Consider the following 19233-nt stretch of genomic DNA (forward strand, 5'->3'; position numbering starts at 1 on the left):
TCGAATGTTATCCATTTACAATTCCTCAACATCTCGGTAATGTATAATTCTCTCGTTGCAATATATGACCAGAGTCAAAACTAAGATGACTGTATATAACAAATTAAAAATTGCTATTCTTGCCATTATTGCATCGCAAAACCTTCATGCAATTAGTATTGATCCATTGCAAATCCAATCTGCACCTGGAGAATTGCTGTACGCAGAAATTCCGTTTCATCATGCAAAAACCGATGAGCCTGTTCAAGTTAGTCTAGCTACACCAGAAGATATCAATACCTTAGGTGTTGTTCATCAACCTCCAGGACATCTTAGTTTCTTTTCTCGACAAAACAGTTCAGGTGAAGGCGTTATTACAATTACTTCATCGCGTCCATTGACCGAATCTGAGCTGAATATCGTGGTACGTATTCAAGAAGGCAGTGCAGTACATTTACGTCATATTCGCACGCCCATTCAGCGTACAGCTGCGCCAAAACCAATGTTTAGTGCCAAAGCCAATGAAAAAGTGCTCAGCCCGATCATGATCGTGAGTGAAAAGGATATTGCACTCAACTTGCCTACCAGCACTCAATTTAAGCCAGCTGAAGCAGCTCAACTAAATCCAGTGTCCGATTCGGCTGATTCGCTTAAACTTAAAACGATACAACCGCCAAAATTGGCAGCGGTAACGGAGTCAAATGAAGCCCCTATTGTCGTTTCTAGTGTCAATACAGCAAGTGCACCAGTACAAAAAGCCAAGGGAATTGAGCAAACTAAAACTGAATCGACGGCTCCAGCTAAAACCATTGTAAAAAATGCCGTAAATGCAACAGAAAAACAGTCATCTGACCCTCAAGTTCAGCAGTATCAGAACCGTGTAAAAGAAGATAAAAGTGCTGTTACAACGGCTAAAGCAGCAACTCCCTCAACACCAAAGTTACCAGATGAGCCTAAATCACAAGCCATCAAACCTACTCCCGCGGCAACAATAGCTGAGGTGAAAAGAGCTCAACCAAATCAACATATCGTACAAAATAATGAATCACTTTGGGCAATTGCACAACGGGTTGCTTCTGAGCAAAATCGACCAATTGGCGAAGTAATGCAGCAAATTAAAACTCAAAATTCACACGCCTTTATTCAAGGTGATATCAATCGATTACGTCGTGGAGTCACTTTAAATTTACAAACCAATACTAGCAATAAATCCCAACAAAAAATTGTGGCTCCACCCAACACAATGACAAAACAATCTGGAAAAGCAAAATATCGTCTGAATCAAGCAGAAATGAGTTTGGTGGCAGAAAAGCATCCTGATACAACCAATGGAACGGCGAAGCAGAAAGCTGAGAATGAGCAAATATCAAATGAATTGTCATTAAAAGTTATGACATCTCGGGAAAAAACCGTTAAATTACAGAGAAACGTAACTCAGCTGGAATTGGCTCTACGTCAAAAGGACAAAAGACTTCAATTATTAAATGCTCGTCTTGCACAATTGCAACAACAGTTGAAAGCACAACAAGCACAGAAAAAGCCAAACAGCTAAATTGTTATATAATTTTGATATTAGAATCAATGAATTAAACATACATTTGATTCATAAGGGGTAAAACATGCTGATTTATGTGATTCCGTTTATACTTTTGTTAGTCGTGGCAATTGTTTTAAAAAAACGCGAAGCTAGTAAAGAAGCCGATACGGCACCAAAAAAGACGGCAACGGCTCGCAATAAAGCCAAAACTCCTGTAAATAAACGGAAAGCCCCTCAAAAAGCTCAAGTGGTAGAAGACCCTGTTATTGAAAAGAAACAGGAAACTCCACTCAGTGAAGAATTACGTAGCCAAATTCAAGGGCAAATTCGTGATCGTAATTTCTTTGCAGCAGAAGCTCAAATTAATCAGGCACTGAATAAAGATAATTCACAACACGAACTTTATTTATTGTTATTGGATATTCATCTTGAACAAAAAGATGAATTTGCGATTAGCCAACTCTTCAACCATCTTCGTTCACTTGAACTTGAAGAAACGCTAGCACAAGCAGAACAGAAAAAAGCTGAATACGAAAAAGAGCATCTTTCATCGGTAGATACAATCGACTTTCAGCCACAAACGCTTTCAAACTATGCTGAACCAAGCACTGCAACACAAAACGCATCAGATTTTGATGCACTCATTGAAAATAAAGTCACAACATCAAATTCTTTTGATTTGTTGCAGGCAGAAACACCTAGCGCCTCTCCTGTTGAAGAAAAGCCGTTAGAGTTTAAGTCTTTCAATGTAAGCCCTGAAATCATTGAACCTACCGTAGAAGCGACGCCAGAATCAGATGCTCCTTCTCTGAAATTTGATGATTTAGTTGAGCTGAAACCCCAAGTTGAAGAACCTGCTCAAGTTCAAGATAAAAATGAACTACCCGTTACTGAGCTTAAAGATTTAGAGTTTTCTTTTAATCTCGATCCAGCCCCAGTAACCGAAGCAGTTGTTGAAACTGTTACGGCACCAATAGCAGAGAAATCTGAAGATCAACCAGAATTCAAATTTTCTTTTGATCTTGAACAATCGAATGCCGATAAATCAACATCACAGATCGAGGTTCAATCTGAAGCGCCAGCAATTTCCTTTGATTTAGAATCACCAAAGACTGATCTTGCAACAGCACATTCAATTCCTCAAGACATTACAGAAACAACTGAGTTTACGACTCCTGCTTTACAAGCAGATGTTCATCTACAAGACCCACTGGTTCAGTCTTTCCCTGAACTCGGTCAAATCAGTGAAACCACGCTAGATCTCGATTTAGCTGAGCGATATATCCAATTTGGTTCTTATGAGGCTGCCCGCCAACTCTTGGCTGCAAATTCGGATAAATTTTCGACGGAACAACAACATCGCGCGGAACAGTTACTGAATCAAATAGCATCTTAAAGCATTTCCCTCTACTATAAAGCAGTCATACTTGACTGCTTTTTTTATGATGAAAAAAATTGCTTTGATTTATATGGGTGGTACCTTTGGCTGTGTAGGTGAACCCCTTAGCCCAATGCCTGCAGCAGCGTTTCTGCCACAGCTAGAGAAGGTTTTACCGCTAGATCTAACTATTGAATGCATGGTTGCACCTGTCATTAAAGACAGTAGTGCCTGTACACCTGCTGATTGGTTGCAATTGGTTCAATTTATACAACAACTGCAATTACAACAATTCCAGCATTTTGTCATTATTCATGGTACGGACACTCTCAGCTACGCCAGTGCAATTCTCTCCAGATTTTTAGGTCAATCTGCACATGTCGTACTCACAGGTAGTCAATACCCTTTACTCAATGTTGAGGGCAGCGACACACGTGAATTTACTGATGCTATCGACAACCTGAATTTCGCACTGCATGCGGTTCACACCCAACCTGTTGGCGTGTATCTTGCCTTCCATCAACAGCTGTTACATGGACGCAGTGTATTAAAGCAACACACCACGGAATTAGATGCCTTTGCTGGTTTAAATAGCCAACAGGAACTTTCTCACCCCAGCCCGGCGTATTTAGTAAAAGCAGAAGATCTAATCAAAGCAGATCAGTTCAATTGTCTAAATTTAATGATGCAGCCAATTGCTCTAGATCAGCAATTACTGAATCTACAAACTATCGCGCAGCATCCTCCTCAGTTTCTTATTTTGCAAGGGTTTGGTACGGGCAATCTGGCAGTCAATGCCGCATGTATAGAACTCTTTCAACAGCTTCGCCAGCAAGGATGTATGGTGTTACTTACCACTCAGGTCAGCTTTGGCAAAACCGACCAACGCTATGCGATTAGCAGTTGGATTCAGGAAGCAGGCGTGATGGTGAGTGATTGTATCAGCCATGCTGATTTATATGCCAAAGCACTGTTGATGTATCTGAAGCATGATTCCATTGATCAATGCTTTAGCCACTGGCATGACTCGGTTTAATCAAAGGTAAATAGATCTATGCAACGCTTTGCCATTGGCATCGAATTTTCAGGCGCACGTTATCGAGGTTGGCAAACCCAACAAGCGGGTGTAATTAGTGTGCAAGAAACGCTTGAAACTGTCTTGAGTAAAATCGCAGCCGAACCGATTTTGCTACATGGTGCAGGCCGTACCGATGCAGGTGTACATGCAACCAATATGGTGGCGCATTTCGATACGCATGCCATTAGACCCTTACGCGGCTGGCTCATGGGTGCCAATAGTCAACTGCCTAAAGATATTGCCATCCAGTGGATTAAGGAGATGGATCATGAGTTTCATGCCCGTTTCAAGGCTCAAGCGCGTCGTTATCGCTATGTGGTCTATAACCATCCACAACGCCCAGCTTTACTGCATAAACAAGTGACTCATGCTCACTACACACTCGATGTAGACAAGATGATTGCGGCTGCAAAAAAGTTTGAAGGTACGCATAATTTTGAGAGTTTTCGTGCTGCGGCTTGTCAGTCCAATCAACCTGTGCGCCATGTGAGTCATTGTCGCTTAGTTCGACATGGTGCTTATTTAGTGCTTGATATTCAAGCCGATGGCTTCTTACACCATATGGTGCGTAATATTATGGGCTGTTTGCTGGAAATTGGACAAGGTATGTACCATATTGACCATATTGACCAAATTTTTGCGGCACAAGATCGTAAAGCGGCAGGCGTAACAGCCCCACCCGATGGTTTATATTTTATTCATGCCGACTATCCAGCGCAGTTCGATTTACCCAAAGTGCCTTTAGGTCCGCATTGGTTAAACATGCCAGATTAATGTGACACGCATAATAAAAAAACCTCCACATGGGAGGTTTTTTAACTTTTAGATTAACGTTGTTTACGCTTGCGATATTCAACAGGCGTTTCATTGGTCCAACGCTTAAATGCACGATAAAACGTGCTCGGCTCTGAAAAACCTGTTAAATAGACAATTCGCTCTACACTTTCACTGGTATTTGCTAACAATTTCTTAGCCAAGCGACATCGATAATCAGAAAGAATCTGCTGAAAACTGGTATTCGCTTCGCTCAGTTGAGTACGTAAACGACGTGGCGTAATATTTAAATGTGCTGCAACCGTTTCTAAAGTCGTTTCACCGCTTTCTAACGTTGAACCAATCGCACGGCGCACTTCACCAACCAAGTCATAGCGTGCTAGCTCTTGTAGTTTTTCAATTGCCAGTTGCTCATGCAATTGCAATAACTCAGGCTCAGCTTGCCACAACGGATAATCCAAAATCGCTGGATCAAAATACAGCCGCGTTTCTTTTTGCCCCAAGCTCACAGGGCATTCAAAGACACGGAAATATTCGTCATCTGGCGCACCTTGAGAAAAGTTAAAGTCGATATACAACGGCTGAAAACGCCCTTCTGTAATAAACTTAAAGAAGCGCAGGATCCCTGACATGGCACATTCAGAGAAATGACGATTAATTAAATTTTCTGCCCACGGTTGTTCACCATTGGTCAAATAACAACGATCGTCTTCAACAATCAAACGGGCATGAAAGGCATCGCTAATTAAACGCTGATAGGCCAGAGCACGCTTAAGTCCTTCACCAAAATTTTCACTGCTAATAAATAAGTGTTCAATCACCTGCCCACGATATAAAGGCAAATGCTCACCCAAATGCAAACCGATATCAGGGTCCTTACTGACATCTTCGGCTGCTGTCCAAAAAGCAAACTGTGCATTTAATGGGGTACGATCATTGGCCTGAACTTGATTTAAGGCCACCCCCGCTTTTGTTAAAATTTCTTCGGTTGGTAATCCTGAACGACGAATCGCCTGATAGCCCAATCGTAGTACAACCGATGCATCCGTTAGCTGACCCACGCAATGACCTTCCTTGTATGTGATTCATTTATACCTAAAACAATAAATTTAGATTAACTGCGATTGACCAAACTGACAACATCTATAGTCAAATTTTTCAGGAATTTTTTGAAACCACCAGTTCGCTTAATTTACTGCCAGCTAACTCACTCGCAGGGGTTTGATTCTTGATTTTTTATAAAAAATTGACTATAATTTGCCCCTTTCCAATTTGATCATCAGGTAGGCTATGGCCAATAAAGAGGAACTCATTGAGTTCGAAGGCGTTGTCACCGAAACGCTTCCTAATACGATGTTCCGTGTACGTTTAGAAAACGGTCACGAAGTAATTGCCCACATTTCTGGTAAAATGCGTAAACACTATATCCGCATTTTGACTGGTGACAGTGTGAAGGTAGAAATGACCCCTTATGACCTCACTAAAGGTCGTATCACGTACCGTGCACGCTAATTAGTGAATGCAAATGAAGCCACACATGATGTGGCTTTTTTGTTGTCTAAATGCAGGTAAGATGCCATTTATCGAGTTCTGCAATTTCATCAACCATGTATGCTTATAATAAAAAGATGATCAACCGCATAGGATAGACCTATGAAGCTGATGCGACACACTCTAATGAGTCTCTGCTTCTTTCTAGCAGCCTGCACAACATCCCTACCCTCAAACGTACAACTTGAACAGTATTTACAGCACTACATCGGGCAATCTAGCCAAAGCATTCAACAAACACTTGATCTGAGCGCTTTAGGTTACACCCCAGCTCAACTAATCAAACACGATCAAAATGTCCTGATCTATCGTATTCCTCGCAAAATGAGCATTCCTCTTCCAATCCCTCAAGCTCCGAATAACTCAGGGCAAGCGCCGATTTACGTTCCTAGTAACAGTTCACAGCAATATTCCACCGAGCTTTCCTGCATAATCCGCTTTCAACTGAAAGAGGACAGAGCAACTTCTGTACAAGTTAGCCAAGGTACGTGTTAGATGAATTCCGATTACCCCATAAAAAAACGCAGCGATGGCTGCGTTTTTTTACATGATAGGGAGATTATGCGAGTGCAGCAACTACCGCTTGTCCCATTTCAACTGTACCTACCTTATTCATCCCGTCTGACATAATGTCAGCAGTACGTAAACCCTGATCCAAAACTTGCCCTACTGCGTCTTCAATGGCTTGTGCAGCCACTTCTTCACGGAAGGTATAGCGCAACATCATAGCAACCGACAAAATAGTTGCCAATGGGTTCGCGACGTTCTGACCAGCGATATCTGGTGCCGAACCATGACATGGCTCATACATACCCTTACCATTTTCATCTAAGGAAGCAGATGGCAACATACCGATTGAACCAGTTAACATTGCGGCTTCATCAGAAAGGATATCACCGAACAAGTTGCCCGTTACAATCACATCAAACTGCTTAGGCGCACGTACCAACTGCATGGCTGCATTGTCGACATACATGTGTGACAAATTAATCTCAGGGTATTGCTCTTCTTTTAATGCAGTAACGGTTTGCTTCCAAAGTTCAGTCACTTCAAGTACGTTGGCTTTATCCACTGAACAAACTTTACCACCGCGTAAACCTGCCAATTCAAAAGCAACTTTAGCAATACGCTTAATTTCTGACTCTGAATATACATCAGTGTTAAAACCTTGCTTCTCACCATTTTCGAGTTCACGAATACCACGTGGCTGACCAAAATAGATACCACCCGTTAATTCACGCACGATTAAGATATCTAAACCTGCCACAATTTCAGGTTTTAAGCTCGATGCATCTGCCAATTGTGGGTAAAGAATCGCAGGACGTAAATTTGCAAATAAATTCAATTCACTACGGATTTTTAATAAACCACGTTCTGGACGAATTGAGCGCTCAATCGCATCCCATTTTGGACCACCCACAGCACCTAACAAAATTGCATCGGCTTTTTTTGCTTGCTCCGCAGTTACCGCTGGGTACGGTTCACCATGTGCATCAATTGCTGCACCACCCAATAGGCCATGTTCCCATGTGAGACCTAAATTAAATTTTTCATTGACCCGATCGAGTACATGCTCCGCGGCCTTGACAATTTCAGGACCGATACCATCACCCGCCAAAATCAAAATTTGTTTAGACATGAGAACTTCCATTATTTCATCAGTACTAGGACTGTTTAGAGATTAAATTTTTTGCTCTACAAACTCACCTAACCCTGTTTGCGGGTCATAGGGTCTGCAAAAGCGACGAATTGTTTTTTGTTCTTGCTGCAAATCGACACACAGCGGATCTGGAGCAGAAGCATTTAATAAACTGACATGTTGCCGAGTCCGATCGCGATACATTTTAAAGGTATAAGTTTGTTTGGCTTTAAAGGCATGAATCACATGTAAAGTTTCTGCCCGATCGGGTGAAATCGGATAAAATCGAATCACCAACTCTTGTTGTTTCGCAGGTGCAGATAAATATAAAGCATTCGGCTTATTCAAGGTTTTTGCCTGCAAACGCACTAGACCTTTATTAATTGCCTCAGGATTGACCCGATGGGTTCGCTCATCGACAATAAAAATATTGCCTAAACGCTCGAATTCACAATTGTGTGTTCCAGAACAATAAATCAAAGCATTTGATGATGGGCTTTCGGTATATTCCACTTGCTTAATACGTGCACTATCTACCCACTGACATGCACTCAGTGCGCTGCACAACAATCCCGCAACGACACATTGACCGAAAACTTTCGTCATTTTGCTAGCCCAACCTTGCGTAATAAAGCATTTATCATGTTGATGATGCCCCTGATGTTAGCAAGAGTTGGGCGGTGTTGTCATGACTAAATATGCAACCTTTAGCCTTGAATTTCTTGAAAAACCCAAGGTCGTGATTGTTTAGTTTTCGCTTCATAAGCACGGATGTCCTCTTGTGCTTGTAAAGTTAAACCAATGTCATCCAAACCATTCAATAAGCAATGCTTACGGAAAGGATCAACTTCAAATTTGAACGCTTCACCTGAAGGTGTACGAACTTCTTGTGCATCTAAATCAATCGTGAGCTGGTAGCCTTCGGTCGCAAAACATTCTTTAAATAACTGATCCACAATCTCTTCAGAGAGAATCACAGGTAACATGCCATTTTTAAAGCTGTTATTAAAGAAAATGTCAGCATAACTTGGTGCGATCACGGTACGGAAACCATATTCTTCCAATGCCCAAGGTGCATGCTCACGGCTTGAGCCACAACCAAAATTGGCACGTGAAATAAGAACCGATGCACCTTGATAACGTGGTTGATTTAAGATGAAATCTGGGTTTTTCGGACGTTTTGAATTGTCTTGTCCTGGATAACCTTCATCTAAATAGCGTAATTCATCAAATAAATTATCACCAAAACCTGTGCGTTTAATTGATTTTAAAAACTGCTTTGGAATAATTAAATCTGTATCGACATTGGCACGGTCTAATGGTGCAACAATACCTTGTTCAACGGTATAAGCTTTCATGTTTTGCTCCCCTTAGTCCAATTAGAATGTACGAACATCAACAAAATGACCTGCAATTGCCGCAGCGGCTGCCATTGCTGGACTCACCAAATGCGTGCGCCCACCATTGCCCTGACGACCTTCAAAGTTTCGGTTTGAAGTCGAAGCACAATGTTCACCTGGCTGTAATTTATCTGCATTCATCGCCAAACACATTGAGCAACCTGGTTCACGCCATTCAAAACCTGCCTCAAGAAAAACCTGATCTAAACCTTCTTCTTCAGCTTGTTTTTTGACTAAACCAGAACCCGGAACCACCATCGCTTGTTTAATGCTAGCAGCAACTTTACGACCTTTTACCACTTCTGCCGCTGCACGAATGTCTTCAATTCGTGAATTGGTGCATGAACCAATAAATACACGATCCAATTGAATATCAGACAATGCTTGACCCGCTTCTAAGCCCATGTAGTTATAAGCACGTGTCCAGTCATTGCGCTGCACGTCATCTTTCGCTTGTGCCAAAGTTGGTACCGCTTGTGATACTGGAATCACCATTTCTGGAGAAGTTCCCCAAGACACTTGTGGCTCAATCTCTTCGCCTTGCAATACCACGACGGTATCAAATTCAGCATCGGGATCAGAATGTAAAGTATTCCAATACTCAACCGCAGCATCCCACTGTTCCGCTTTTGGTGCATAAGGACGGTCTTTCACATAGGCAATGGTTTTGTCATCAACAGCAACCATACCCACACGTGCACCCGCCTCAATCGCCATGTTACACACGGTCATACGGCCTTCAATCGACATGTCACGGAATACCTGACCACCAAATTCAATCGCATGACCTGTACCACCCGCTGTGCCAATTTTACCAATGATCGCTAACACCACATCTTTTGGTGTAACACCTTGGCCTAAAGTACCATCCACGCGAACCAACATGTTCTTCATTTTCTTTTGAACCAAGCATTGGGTTGCCAATACATGTTCAACTTCTGAAGTGCCAATCCCATGCGCCAAACAGCCAAAAGCACCATGTGTTGCCGTATGTGAATCTCCACATACCACGGTCATGCCCGGCAAAGTTAAACCTTGTTCGGGTCCAACGACATGTGCAATCCCTTGACGGATATCATTAATTTTAAATTCAACAATATTGAAGGCTTCACAGTTGTCATCCAAAGTTTGCACTTGAATACGTGAAGTGTCATCTTCAATCCCTGCAATACCTTGCTCACGCTCTTTCTTTGAGGTCGGTACATTATGATCAGGAGTCGCGACATTCGCACTTAAACGCCAAGGTTGACGCCCAGCAAGTTGTAAACCTTCAAAGGCTTGCGGTGAAGTCACTTCATGCAATAAATGACGGTCGATATAAAGTAAGCACGAACCATCATCACGTTGTTTTACTAAGTGGTCATCCCACAATTTGTCATATAAGGTTTTGCCTGCCATGTCGACGCGCTCCATAGAACTGGGTAATTGCTTTACTTTAGGTGATTATAACGCTGAAATAATATAAATCTAATTTATCATTTTTATAAATTTAAAAACTTTTTGGAATAATTTAAATGTCGACTCATCATCTGATTATTCGATTAATTTAAAAAATATATTCGTTTTTACTGATTTAATAAATATCATTATCATTCAAACAAACCTCGCAGCTCAAGGCACGACTTATGGCACATCTTTATCATTTTATTCAACACAATCAACGCACTTTAAAGAAAACTCTTAGTTACTACATTATGCATATAAGTGTCGCGATGTTGGTCGGATACTTTGTGACTGGTAGCCTGATAATGGCCATCACTTTAAGTTTACTCGAACCAACGGTTCAAGCATTTGCCTTTTTCTTCCACGAAAAAGTCTGGGATAAAAGTGACGATCAAAGCACACTAGTTCCAAAAAATTCAGTCTAATTTATATGAACTTGAGCATGCTTCCCTCTTTGCACTCGGACTACGGGTGCTTTTTTTATTTGATAAATTCTAAAAGTTTCTAAATAATAGATTACATATAAAAAAACTTTATGGATTATTTCTATGAATCTGGCTGCCTTTGAAGCATTTGTAAAAGTCATGGAAACAGGTTCAATTTCTTTGGCAGCAGACCAACTGTTCATTACCCAACCTGCGGTCACCAAACGTATTCATAGTTTAGAAGATTATTTTGGGGTGAAATTATTTGAATCGGCAGGACGTGGCGTTCAAGCGACCCATGCCGCACATTCTTTATTACCGAAAGTTAAAAACTGGCTAAATGAACTCGGCGATATTCACCATACCCTGAGCCATGAACAAGGACAGGTACAAGGTAAACTCAAGATTGGCACCAGTCACCATATTGGTCTGCATCATCTCCCTCATCATTTACGCAATTATGTACAACAATTTCCACAAGTCACCTTAGACGTACATTTTGTCGATTCTGAACAAGCACATGAACAAGTCCTTGCAGGTGATTTAGAACTGGCTTTTCTGACACTGCCTCCACAAGGTGATGATCGACTCAATTATGTCACCATTTGGAATGATCCTCTGGTGTTTGTTGCTGCCCCCTTTCATCCTTTGGCTCAAAAGAAAAATCTGAAATTGGAAGATTTGATTGCTTATCCGAGTCTTTTGCCCTCTGCCCAAACTTATACTAGCCAAATAACCTTGGCTGAATTTGAAAAACAGGGGTTAAAGCCCCAAATTACCATGAGTAATAACCCGCTAGAATCTATTCGAATGTTGGTTTCAATTGGTCTAGGCTGGTCAGTCTTACCACAAACCTTGCTCAATCAAGATTTGCAGCAACTCGACATTCGTTTTGAAATGAATCGTCAATTGGGTATGGTTTGGCACCCTGGGCGGACACAGTCAAAAGCAGTGTTAGAACTGATTGAAATGATGAAATAAAATTCTAAAATGATAAAAAGCCATCTTTAAGGATGGCTTTTTATCTTAACCCTGTCTTAAGATGCAAAGATTTGAAGCGCAATCAGTCCCAGTACAATCAAAAACAGAATTAAACCAGCAATCAAATTGGTTCCACCACGGTTTTCTAATTCGGTGCTGATGTCAGCATTACCCGACTGTCGTATCTTGGCAATCTGCTTATCCACATAATACTTATACAAAGTATTTCCAAACATACCGAATGCCACACTTAAGCCAATCGTTGAACCAGAACCTTCAATCCCCAAGAGTGTTTCGATCACCCCAATCACAAGAATCAAAGCGATTGCCATAAAGCCATAGCTATACATTTTTCGGTAAAATAACCAAATCACTCCCAAGAAAAAGGCCGCAATATTAAAACCTGCATACTGTTTCTTTGGGGTGATTTTTTCAAATTGTTTTTGATAATAAGATTGATATTTCGCACCAACAAACATGGCTCGATCTTGCTCGAGTTGATAGATTGAATTCGAATTATCTAAGGATGCCGAGGGTAAAACAAATTGTTGATCTAAAGACATATGTTTCTTCTTAATTTATTCATTTATTGTGTGGCGTAAAGAATTTTCATCGCCACAACTTAATTATATCTTATTTTTTATCACCGACTCTTCATGCAAGGATTCATTCAACTGATCCACGACAATCGCCCATTCGCCATCAGACTGAATTTTTTCTTCTAAAAATTGACGTTGCGCTTCGCTCCAATAATCTGCCTGTACAATATGTGTCTGTGCATTTAGTTGATGGGTCACTATAAATAACGCTATTGCGTCTTCACTCGCATCTAAACCGAGTTGTTCAAATAAATGTGTCATTCTTGGTCGAACTTGATTCATGTTCATGTCCTTAAATTTTCTTATTTTCTAGACCAGCATAACAACTTAAACAGCTTAAAACTGTTAAATATCTTTAACATGAATACAAAAAAAGCAGAGGCAGATTTCAGTCAACCGCTGCTGTTTAGCATCAATGTCTGATGATAATGATTTAGACAATCGACCAGTCTTGAATATCCCAACCCTGTTCTTTCGCCAAGACTTCTAAGCGATCATCTGGATTGACGGCAATGGCGTGGTCTGCATATTCCAATAAAAAACGGTCATTGATGGAGTCTGAATAAGCCCAAGACTCACTCACCTCACGACCTGCCAACCATAAATCTAGACGCGCCAATTTGCCTTTTTGGTAGCAAGGAATATTAATCACTTTACCTGTGTACTTCCCATCAACTACTTCTGCATTGGTGGCAATAATTTCAGTAATACCAAATTCACGAAAAATCGGTGCAGTAATAAAATCTGAAGTGGCAGTAATTCCGACCAAGGCATGGCCTGCTTCACGATGCTTTTCAATAGCAGTGAAACCCTCAGGGCGCATTTGAGGACGAATCACTTTCTGCATGAACAATTCATGTAATTCGGTTAAATACTGGTTGTCATGCTGGGTCAAAAATTCAAATACAAATTCATTGTAAGCTATCGGGTCTAATTGCCCTGCCTTATAGTCTTCATAAAATTTGTCGTTCATTTGACGATGGCGGATGGGGTCGACCAGTCCTTCATTGACTAAAAACTCTCCCCAAGAATGATCTGAATCGGTATTCAGTAAGGTGTGATCGAGATCAAATAGCGCCAATTTCATGAAAATACTCGTAAAAACTGAAATTTAAGAAAAAAATTGTAAATCTATCTCCGCTAGTCGATAGAAATTCGTTAAGATCATAGCAATTTTAACATTTTAGCTTTGTTTTAGTTCGAGTTGGATAAAGAAATAACACTCCCCGAACGCGAAGCCACAATATTACACAAAATTTAGGTAGCCAAATGATCGACTCTGAAGGTTTCCGACCCAATGTCGGGATCATTTTGGCAAACGACTTTGGACAGGTTTTATGGGCAAAACGCATTGGACACAATGCTTGGCAATTTCCACAAGGAGGTATCCAATATGGAGAAACCCCTGAACAGGCACTTTATCGTGAGCTGAGAGAAGAAGTTGGCTTACTGCCCGAACACGTCGAAATCATAGCGCAAACTAAAGGGTGGTTGCGCTATCGTTTGCCACATCGGTATATACGTGCGGATTCAGACCCCGTGTGTATAGGTCAAAAACAAAAGTGGTTTTTACTCAAGTTAACCGCTTCGGTACAGCATATTCAATTGAATTTGTCCGATCCACCTGAGTTCGACCAATGGCAATGGGTTAGCTATTGGTATCCTTTAGGACAGGTGGTGAATTTCAAGCGAGATGTTTATCGTAAAGCTATGGTGGAATTGTGCAATCAATTACCCATTAAAAAACCTTAAAAAAATTGTATAAATATGCAGATTTTTTAAGACACTATTGCTATAAATAAAACTAATTTACACTTTTTTTGGGAGCAGACTCTATGTCGAACATGCAACTGGATACCCTTAGACGTATTGTTCAAGAAATCAATGCGTCCACCAGTATGCATGAATCACTCGACATTATGGTCAATCAGGTCGCTGAAGCAATGCATGTAGATGTCTGCTCAATCTACCTTTTAGATGAACGTAACCAACGTTACCTACTCATGGCCTCTAAAGGTCTAAACCCAGAATCTGTTGGACATGTCTCCTTACATACAGGTGAAGGTTTGGTGGGTCTGGTGGGACAACGTGAAGAAATCGTCAACTTAGATGATGCACCCAAGCATGAACGCTTTATGTACCTGCCAGAAACTGGGGAAGAAATCTATAATTCTTTCCTTGGTGTACCTGTCATGTACCGCCGCAAAGTGATGGGTGTCTTGGTGGTCCAAAATAAAGATAAGCAAGATTTTAGTGAAGCGGCTGAATCCTTTCTTGTCACACTCTGTGCGCAGCTTTCAGGCGTAATCGCACACGCACATGCTGTTGGCAATATTGATGTCTTTCGTAAACCAAGCAACCTGCCTGCTTACAAAACCTTCCAAGGGGTGTCAGGTTCGGGCGGAATTGCCTTAGGTCGTGCTGTCATTTTATATCCTCCTGCCGATTTATCGGCAGTACCTGACCGTGAAGCAGATGACATCAGCGAAGAATTGGCTTTACTGGATAGCGCACTCAAATCTGTTCGAGAAGAAATTCAATCGCTAGATGATAAAATGCAAGACGCTTTAATGGCAGAAGAACGTGCATTGTTTAGCGTATTCTTGCGCATGTTGGACGAAAATGCCCTTCCTGCTGAAATTAAATCGGAAATTCGTGATGGTAATTGGGCACAAGGTGCCGTCCGTATTGTCATTGAAAACCATATTGCGCTATTTGCACAAATGGAAGATGACTATTTACGTGAACGTGTGGCGGATCTGAAAGATTTAGGCCGACGTATTTTGGCATTTTTACAAGAAGCCGATTCTAGCCACCGTGAACTGACAGATGAAAGCATCTTAATTGGTGAGGAAATCTCGACCGCTGCACTGGTTGAACTACCTGTCGACAAAATTGCGGCTATCGTAACCAGTGAAGGGGCCATGAATTCACACATGGTTATTGTGGCACGTGCACTGGGAATTCCAACCGTAGTTGGGGTAACTGAACTACCAATTAATACCCTTGATGATGCTGAAATGATAGTCGATGCACATCAGGGTCGTGTATTTATTAATCCGCCACGTCGTTTACGTACCCGCTATAAAGAAATTCAAAAAGAAGAAGAGCAAATTGCCAAAGATCTCAAACAATATGAGACCAAAGATGCGATGACGCCTGATGGTGTTGCTGTACCTCTTTATGTGAATACAGGTCTGATGATTGATGTAGTGCGTGGTGTACAACGTGGTGCCAAAGGCGTAGGTTTATATCGCTCTGAAATTCCCTTTATGCTCCGTGATCGCTTCCCTGGAGAAGAGGAACAACGTGCCATCTACCGCCAGCAGCTCAGCCACTTTGCCAACAAGCCTGTGGTGATGCGTACCCTCGATATTGGTGCGGATAAAGATTTACCTTACTTCTCGATTGAAGAAGAAAACTCTGCTTTAGGCTGGCGAGGTATCCGTTTTACCTTAGATCATCCTGAAATTTTTTCTTCACAAATTCGTGCCATGCTCAAAGCCAGCATTGGGCTAAATAATCTGCATATTTTATTGCCAATGGTGACCAGTGTCAGTGAAGTCGAGGAAGCCCTATACTTACTCGATCGTGACTGGCAAGCCGTACAAGAAGAAGAACAGGTTAAAATCAATAAACCGAAAATTGGTATTATGGTTGAAGTACCGAGTGTACTACTACAAATTGAAGAATTTGCGGAATTAGTGGATTTCTTTTCGGTTGGCTCGAATGACTTAACCCAATATTTATTGGCAGTTGACCGTAATAATCCTCGTGTTGCCAATGTCTACTCGCACTTTCATCCTTCGATTTTAAGAGCTTTGACGCGTTTAGTCCAAGAGTGCCATAAATACAATAAGCCTATCAGTATTTGTGGTGAAATGGCTGGCGATCCGCTGTCTGCCGTTCTGCTCATGGCAATGGGCTTTAATACGCTGTCGATGAGTTCAAGTAACATCTTACGTGTCCGTAAAGCGATTTGTCATGTTCCGATGTCGGATGCTCAAGAACAACTCGATCGTGTTTTAAAAATGAGTAATCCACTGATGGTGAAAAGCTGGATGGAATATTATTTCAAAACTCACGGTTTAGCCGATATGGTGAAATCGAGTACCCGTATTGTAGGTGCCTAATACACTAATCCTGCCGTAAAGAGTGGCAATAAAAAAGAGCGATAATCTTCAGAATATCGCCCTTGCTTATGTTTGCTATAACCTCGTTTTGCATTTTTCTTTCGATCTACAAAAACTTGGCTTTTGTTGACTTCATGCATGTGTTTTGCCACAAAGTTATGTATGACAAGTTCTGCTTGTCGTTTCTGTTTGGCCATTTTTTCACCTTTTGGATACAGACTTTTCAATTTTTCTGCATTTATAGCAGGAAAATGATCATACGCTTTTCTGACTATTTTACAAGCAAATTTAGGTGAAAATAGACGCCTTTCTTAGCGTTCCACACCCATAACCTCAATAGAAATAATCTCATTAAAATTTCGCCTAAGCATCTGAATGTGCAGATAGCTATGTCGGCCATGCTGGCTTAAAGTTATAATAGAAATCATTTCATAGATTGGTATCGCCAAATGTCAAATCAAGAGGAGTTATTAAAGCTCGATAATCAACTTTGTTTTGCTTTATATTCAACTCATCTTGCGCTGAATCAGTACTATCGAAAATTATTACAACCTCATGGCATCACCTACCCACAATATTTGGTGATGCTGATTTTATGGGAGCAAGATCAACTGACTGTTTCAGAAATTGGACAGCGGATTTTTTTAGAATCTTCTACCCTTACCCCTTTATTAAAACGGCTAGAAAGTTTGGGTTTTATTGAACGTAAACGCTCGGTTGAAGATGAACGACGTGTCCTGATTTATCTAACAACTGAAGGACGTGCTTTAAAACAAGCCGTCATGCCTATTCCTGAACAGATTCTGGCAGCCATTCAATGTGCACCCGACCAAGTGAGTCAGTTACGTGATGAACTCAACCACTTACGTGCTCAATTGAAAGAACAATAATACAGAAAATGGATCAAATTCAGATTGAAATACAATCGCTGTACATTTTAAAATCAATCTAGCACATGAATTTATCTACACCCTCTGACAAACTTTTCGGCTTTAAAAATACTGAAAATTCGTCAATCTATTCATCAACCCTGTCGTTGGGTCATTCAGCTTGGATACCACCTTAATCACCCAACGTTCTAAGGAAAAAACAGACAGGATAAAGGCCTCATCCAATCAATAAAAAGAATGAGCGTTAAAGCTATTTAATCCTTTAAGCAGGTATCAACAAGAACAATAGATTAACAATCTTTTTTATCCAATGCTTTGGCTTAATCCGTGCAATATCAATCCGAAGAAAGCAACTGTAAAAGGATAATAATAAAAAAAGGAATCAAGCATTTAGCTTGTTTAAATATCCACAAGGAAAATTGAGTATGGATATATTTGATATGGTTCCCTTGTCTTTACCAAATTTAATTGTGGGTGAGTTTTTGGTTAGGCAGACGCATATCTGCTTAGACCCTGTCATGCCTTATTGGTTACACCAAAGACATTACAATTCATTTACCGCTACGCAATATAGCGAAAGTCTTCAATCTTATGGCGTAGGTGAGGTCATTGAGTCCTTAAATCCTCAATTTCCTGTAGGGGCTCAGGTAGTGGGAATTACAGGTTGGCATGAATATGTTTTGGGCCATTCTGAAATGTATATTGTCGATTCTAGCCTGCCTGCTGAAGCCATCCTTGCTCTTTTCTATTTTACTGGGCTTACAGCCTATATTGGGTTAATCAAGCTTGCTCAACCTAAAGAAGGAGAAACGCTCCTGATTGCCAATGCGGCAAGTACATTAGGTTCATTACTCGGTCAACTCGCAAAAGCCAAAGGGCTGAGGGTTATTGGCTGTTCAGACTCCAATAAAAAATGCCAACGCTTGGTGAATGAATTAGGTTTTGATGCAGCCATTCATGTGAATAACTCACATTCTGCAACGCAATTAAGCAATGCAACCCCAGACGGTATCGATATCTTCTTTGATAATAAAGATGAGCCGTTGCAAAAACTGGTTTATCCGCAGATGAATCCTTTCGGACGAGTCATTGTATTAGATAAGCAATTAACACATCATCAAATTTCTCACCCTGCACTCTCTTGCAAGCAAATTCAGCATCGCTACCTAAGCATACACGGCACCATGCTAAGTCCTTATTTAGAGTTTATGAATGAATCAAATCGAGTGATGGCAGAATATTTAACGCAAGGGAAAATTACGTATCAGGTGCATCTGATTGAAGGCTTTAGCCATTTACCCGAAGCATTAATTCAATACTTCAATGAAGAGGCGATGAGTACCTTGATTGTGAAGTTTTAGCTCCACATGAATTTAATTTACTTCAGATTTAAAGGGCTTAGTTGCTTAAAAAGATGGTGATATAG

The 19233-nt window shown here is 40.9% G+C and carries 21 protein-coding genes; 12 read left to right on the forward strand and 9 right to left on the reverse strand.

The window, feature by feature from the left end; all coding sequences use genetic code 11:
* Nucleotides 1-85 precede the first annotated feature (85 nt).
* The 4 genes from F4W09_RS08235 to truA all read left to right on the forward strand — a co-directional run bounded on the left by F4W09_RS08235 (nucleotide 86) and on the right by truA (nucleotide 4746).
* Nucleotides 86-1531, forward strand: coding sequence for a FimV/HubP-related protein (locus F4W09_RS08235; protein ID WP_151504546.1), 1446 nt, complete (start codon nucleotides 86-88; stop codon nucleotides 1529-1531).
* Nucleotides 1532-1598: 67 nt separating this feature from the next.
* The gene (locus F4W09_RS08240; protein WP_151504547.1) at nucleotides 1599-2912 is read left to right on the forward strand and encodes a T4P machinery localization factor FimV; all 1314 of its coding nucleotides are present in this window, start codon (nucleotides 1599-1601) and stop codon (nucleotides 2910-2912) included.
* Between the two features lie 46 nt (nucleotides 2913-2958).
* Nucleotides 2959-3930 (forward strand): asparaginase domain-containing protein, encoded by a 972-nt coding sequence (locus F4W09_RS08245; RefSeq protein ID WP_151504548.1) that lies wholly within the window; start codon nucleotides 2959-2961, stop codon nucleotides 3928-3930.
* A gap of 18 nt (nucleotides 3931-3948) precedes the next feature.
* Nucleotides 3949-4746, forward strand: coding sequence for a tRNA pseudouridine(38-40) synthase TruA (gene truA / locus F4W09_RS08250; protein WP_104441136.1), 798 nt, complete (start codon nucleotides 3949-3951; stop codon nucleotides 4744-4746).
* A gap of 53 nt (nucleotides 4747-4799) precedes the next feature.
* Here truA and F4W09_RS08255 read toward each other — a convergent pair whose 3' ends face one another.
* Complete coding sequence (locus tag F4W09_RS08255) at nucleotides 4800-5807, reverse strand: AraC family transcriptional regulator (RefSeq protein WP_044740099.1); 1008 nt, start codon at nucleotides 5805-5807, stop codon at nucleotides 4800-4802.
* Between the two features lie 229 nt (nucleotides 5808-6036).
* Between F4W09_RS08255 and infA the strand changes: the two genes are divergently transcribed.
* Nucleotides 6037-6258 carry a translation initiation factor IF-1 gene (gene infA, locus F4W09_RS08260; RefSeq protein ID WP_001284370.1) on the forward strand — a complete coding sequence of 74 codons (222 nt, stop codon included), beginning with the start codon at nucleotides 6037-6039 and terminating at the stop codon, nucleotides 6256-6258.
* Nucleotides 6259-6399: 141 nt separating this feature from the next.
* Nucleotides 6400-6792, forward strand: a complete 393-nt coding sequence (locus F4W09_RS08265; protein WP_151504549.1) for a hypothetical protein — start codon at nucleotides 6400-6402, stop codon at nucleotides 6790-6792.
* A gap of 64 nt (nucleotides 6793-6856) precedes the next feature.
* Here the strand turns inward: F4W09_RS08265 and leuB are convergent, their stop codons facing one another.
* From leuB to leuC, 4 genes are all read right to left on the reverse strand, one after another.
* Entirely contained in the window at nucleotides 6857-7936 is a 1080-nt protein-coding gene (gene leuB, locus F4W09_RS08270) for a 3-isopropylmalate dehydrogenase (protein WP_151504550.1), read from the reverse strand.
* Nucleotides 7937-7978: 42 nt separating this feature from the next.
* Nucleotides 7979-8542, reverse strand: coding sequence for a hypothetical protein (locus tag F4W09_RS08275; RefSeq protein WP_044740101.1), 564 nt, complete (start codon nucleotides 8540-8542; stop codon nucleotides 7979-7981).
* A gap of 101 nt (nucleotides 8543-8643) precedes the next feature.
* On the reverse strand, nucleotides 8644-9294 hold the full coding sequence (leuD, locus tag F4W09_RS08280) for a 3-isopropylmalate dehydratase small subunit (RefSeq protein ID WP_016168289.1): 651 nt from the start codon (nucleotides 9292-9294) through the stop codon (nucleotides 8644-8646).
* Nucleotides 9295-9315: 21 nt separating this feature from the next.
* The gene (leuC, locus tag F4W09_RS08285; protein ID WP_044740102.1) at nucleotides 9316-10734 is read right to left on the reverse strand and encodes a 3-isopropylmalate dehydratase large subunit; all 1419 of its coding nucleotides are present in this window, start codon (nucleotides 10732-10734) and stop codon (nucleotides 9316-9318) included.
* A 227-nt stretch (nucleotides 10735-10961) separates the two neighbouring features.
* Between leuC and F4W09_RS08290 the strand changes: the two genes are divergently transcribed.
* Nucleotides 10962-11204 carry a DUF2061 domain-containing protein gene (locus F4W09_RS08290; protein ID WP_016168291.1) on the forward strand — a complete coding sequence of 81 codons (243 nt, stop codon included), beginning with the start codon at nucleotides 10962-10964 and terminating at the stop codon, nucleotides 11202-11204.
* 123 nt (nucleotides 11205-11327) lie between these two features.
* Nucleotides 11328-12185, forward strand: a complete 858-nt coding sequence (locus F4W09_RS08295) for a LysR family transcriptional regulator (RefSeq protein ID WP_151504551.1) — start codon at nucleotides 11328-11330, stop codon at nucleotides 12183-12185.
* Between the two features lie 56 nt (nucleotides 12186-12241).
* Here F4W09_RS08295 and F4W09_RS08300 read toward each other — a convergent pair whose 3' ends face one another.
* From F4W09_RS08300 to F4W09_RS08310, 3 genes are all read right to left on the reverse strand, one after another.
* Nucleotides 12242-12748, reverse strand: a complete 507-nt coding sequence (locus F4W09_RS08300) for a DUF2628 domain-containing protein (RefSeq protein ID WP_151504552.1) — start codon at nucleotides 12746-12748, stop codon at nucleotides 12242-12244.
* 63 nt (nucleotides 12749-12811) lie between these two features.
* A complete protein-coding gene (locus F4W09_RS08305; RefSeq protein ID WP_016168294.1) occupies nucleotides 12812-13066 on the reverse strand; it encodes a DUF2789 domain-containing protein in 255 nt (84 codons plus the stop codon).
* Nucleotides 13067-13217: 151 nt separating this feature from the next.
* Nucleotides 13218-13871, reverse strand: a complete 654-nt coding sequence (locus F4W09_RS08310) for an HAD family hydrolase (protein WP_044740105.1) — start codon at nucleotides 13869-13871, stop codon at nucleotides 13218-13220.
* A gap of 182 nt (nucleotides 13872-14053) precedes the next feature.
* Between F4W09_RS08310 and F4W09_RS08315 the strand changes: the two genes are divergently transcribed.
* Together F4W09_RS08315 and ptsP are read left to right on the forward strand one after the other, a co-directional pair.
* Nucleotides 14054-14536, forward strand: a complete 483-nt coding sequence (locus F4W09_RS08315; protein ID WP_016168296.1) for an RNA pyrophosphohydrolase — start codon at nucleotides 14054-14056, stop codon at nucleotides 14534-14536.
* Between the two features lie 83 nt (nucleotides 14537-14619).
* Entirely contained in the window at nucleotides 14620-16917 is a 2298-nt protein-coding gene (gene ptsP / locus F4W09_RS08320) for a phosphoenolpyruvate--protein phosphotransferase (protein WP_151504553.1), read from the forward strand.
* Here ptsP and F4W09_RS08325 read toward each other — a convergent pair.
* A complete protein-coding gene (locus F4W09_RS08325; RefSeq protein WP_151504554.1) occupies nucleotides 16914-17114 on the reverse strand; it encodes a DUF7230 family protein in 201 nt (66 codons plus the stop codon). The genes ptsP and F4W09_RS08325 overlap by 4 nt on opposite strands.
* Nucleotides 17115-17366: 252 nt before the next feature.
* Here F4W09_RS08325 and F4W09_RS08330 point away from each other — a divergent pair, with 252 nt between their 5' ends.
* Both F4W09_RS08330 and F4W09_RS08335 read left to right on the forward strand, forming a co-directional pair.
* Complete coding sequence (locus F4W09_RS08330; protein WP_151504555.1) at nucleotides 17367-17807, forward strand: MarR family winged helix-turn-helix transcriptional regulator; 441 nt, start codon at nucleotides 17367-17369, stop codon at nucleotides 17805-17807.
* A 395-nt stretch (nucleotides 17808-18202) separates the two neighbouring features.
* Nucleotides 18203-19168, forward strand: coding sequence for an MDR family NADP-dependent oxidoreductase (locus tag F4W09_RS08335; RefSeq protein ID WP_272482705.1), 966 nt, complete (start codon nucleotides 18203-18205; stop codon nucleotides 19166-19168).
* The last annotated feature ends 65 nt before the right edge of the window (nucleotides 19169-19233 follow it).

This window comes from Acinetobacter tandoii (assembly GCF_008867985.1).
Classification (GTDB): Bacteria; Pseudomonadota; Gammaproteobacteria; order Pseudomonadales; family Moraxellaceae; genus Acinetobacter; species Acinetobacter tandoii.

Coding starts and splice junctions, on each gene's coding strand:
- F4W09_RS08310 (WP_044740105.1), bottom strand. CDS start 13,871: ATGAAATTGGCGCTATTTGATCTCGATCACACCTTACTGAATACCGAT.
- F4W09_RS08305 (WP_016168294.1), bottom strand. CDS start 13,066: ATGAATCAAGTTCGACCAAGAATGACACATTTATTTGAACAACTCGGT.
- ptsP (WP_151504553.1), top strand. CDS start 14,620: ATGTCGAACATGCAACTGGATACCCTTAGACGTATTGTTCAAGAAATC.
- F4W09_RS08295 (WP_151504551.1), top strand. CDS start 11,328: ATGAATCTGGCTGCCTTTGAAGCATTTGTAAAAGTCATGGAAACAGGT.
- F4W09_RS08240 (WP_151504547.1), top strand. CDS start 1,599: ATGCTGATTTATGTGATTCCGTTTATACTTTTGTTAGTCGTGGCAATT.
- F4W09_RS08245 (WP_151504548.1), top strand. CDS start 2,959: ATGATGAAAAAAATTGCTTTGATTTATATGGGTGGTACCTTTGGCTGT.
- F4W09_RS08300 (WP_151504552.1), bottom strand. CDS start 12,748: ATGTCTTTAGATCAACAATTTGTTTTACCCTCGGCATCCTTAGATAAT.
- leuD (WP_016168289.1), bottom strand. CDS start 9,294: ATGAAAGCTTATACCGTTGAACAAGGTATTGTTGCACCATTAGACCGT.
- F4W09_RS08325 (WP_151504554.1), bottom strand. CDS start 17,114: ATGGCCAAACAGAAACGACAAGCAGAACTTGTCATACATAACTTTGTG.
- F4W09_RS08330 (WP_151504555.1), top strand. CDS start 17,367: ATGTCAAATCAAGAGGAGTTATTAAAGCTCGATAATCAACTTTGTTTT.
- F4W09_RS08315 (WP_016168296.1), top strand. CDS start 14,054: ATGATCGACTCTGAAGGTTTCCGACCCAATGTCGGGATCATTTTGGCA.
- leuB (WP_151504550.1), bottom strand. CDS start 7,936: ATGTCTAAACAAATTTTGATTTTGGCGGGTGATGGTATCGGTCCTGAA.
- F4W09_RS08235 (WP_151504546.1), top strand. CDS start 86: ATGACTGTATATAACAAATTAAAAATTGCTATTCTTGCCATTATTGCA.
- leuC (WP_044740102.1), bottom strand. CDS start 10,734: ATGGCAGGCAAAACCTTATATGACAAATTGTGGGATGACCACTTAGTA.
- F4W09_RS08275 (WP_044740101.1), bottom strand. CDS start 8,542: ATGACGAAAGTTTTCGGTCAATGTGTCGTTGCGGGATTGTTGTGCAGC.
- F4W09_RS08265 (WP_151504549.1), top strand. CDS start 6,400: ATGAAGCTGATGCGACACACTCTAATGAGTCTCTGCTTCTTTCTAGCA.
- infA (WP_001284370.1), top strand. CDS start 6,037: ATGGCCAATAAAGAGGAACTCATTGAGTTCGAAGGCGTTGTCACCGAA.
- F4W09_RS08290 (WP_016168291.1), top strand. CDS start 10,962: ATGGCACATCTTTATCATTTTATTCAACACAATCAACGCACTTTAAAG.
- truA (WP_104441136.1), top strand. CDS start 3,949: ATGCAACGCTTTGCCATTGGCATCGAATTTTCAGGCGCACGTTATCGA.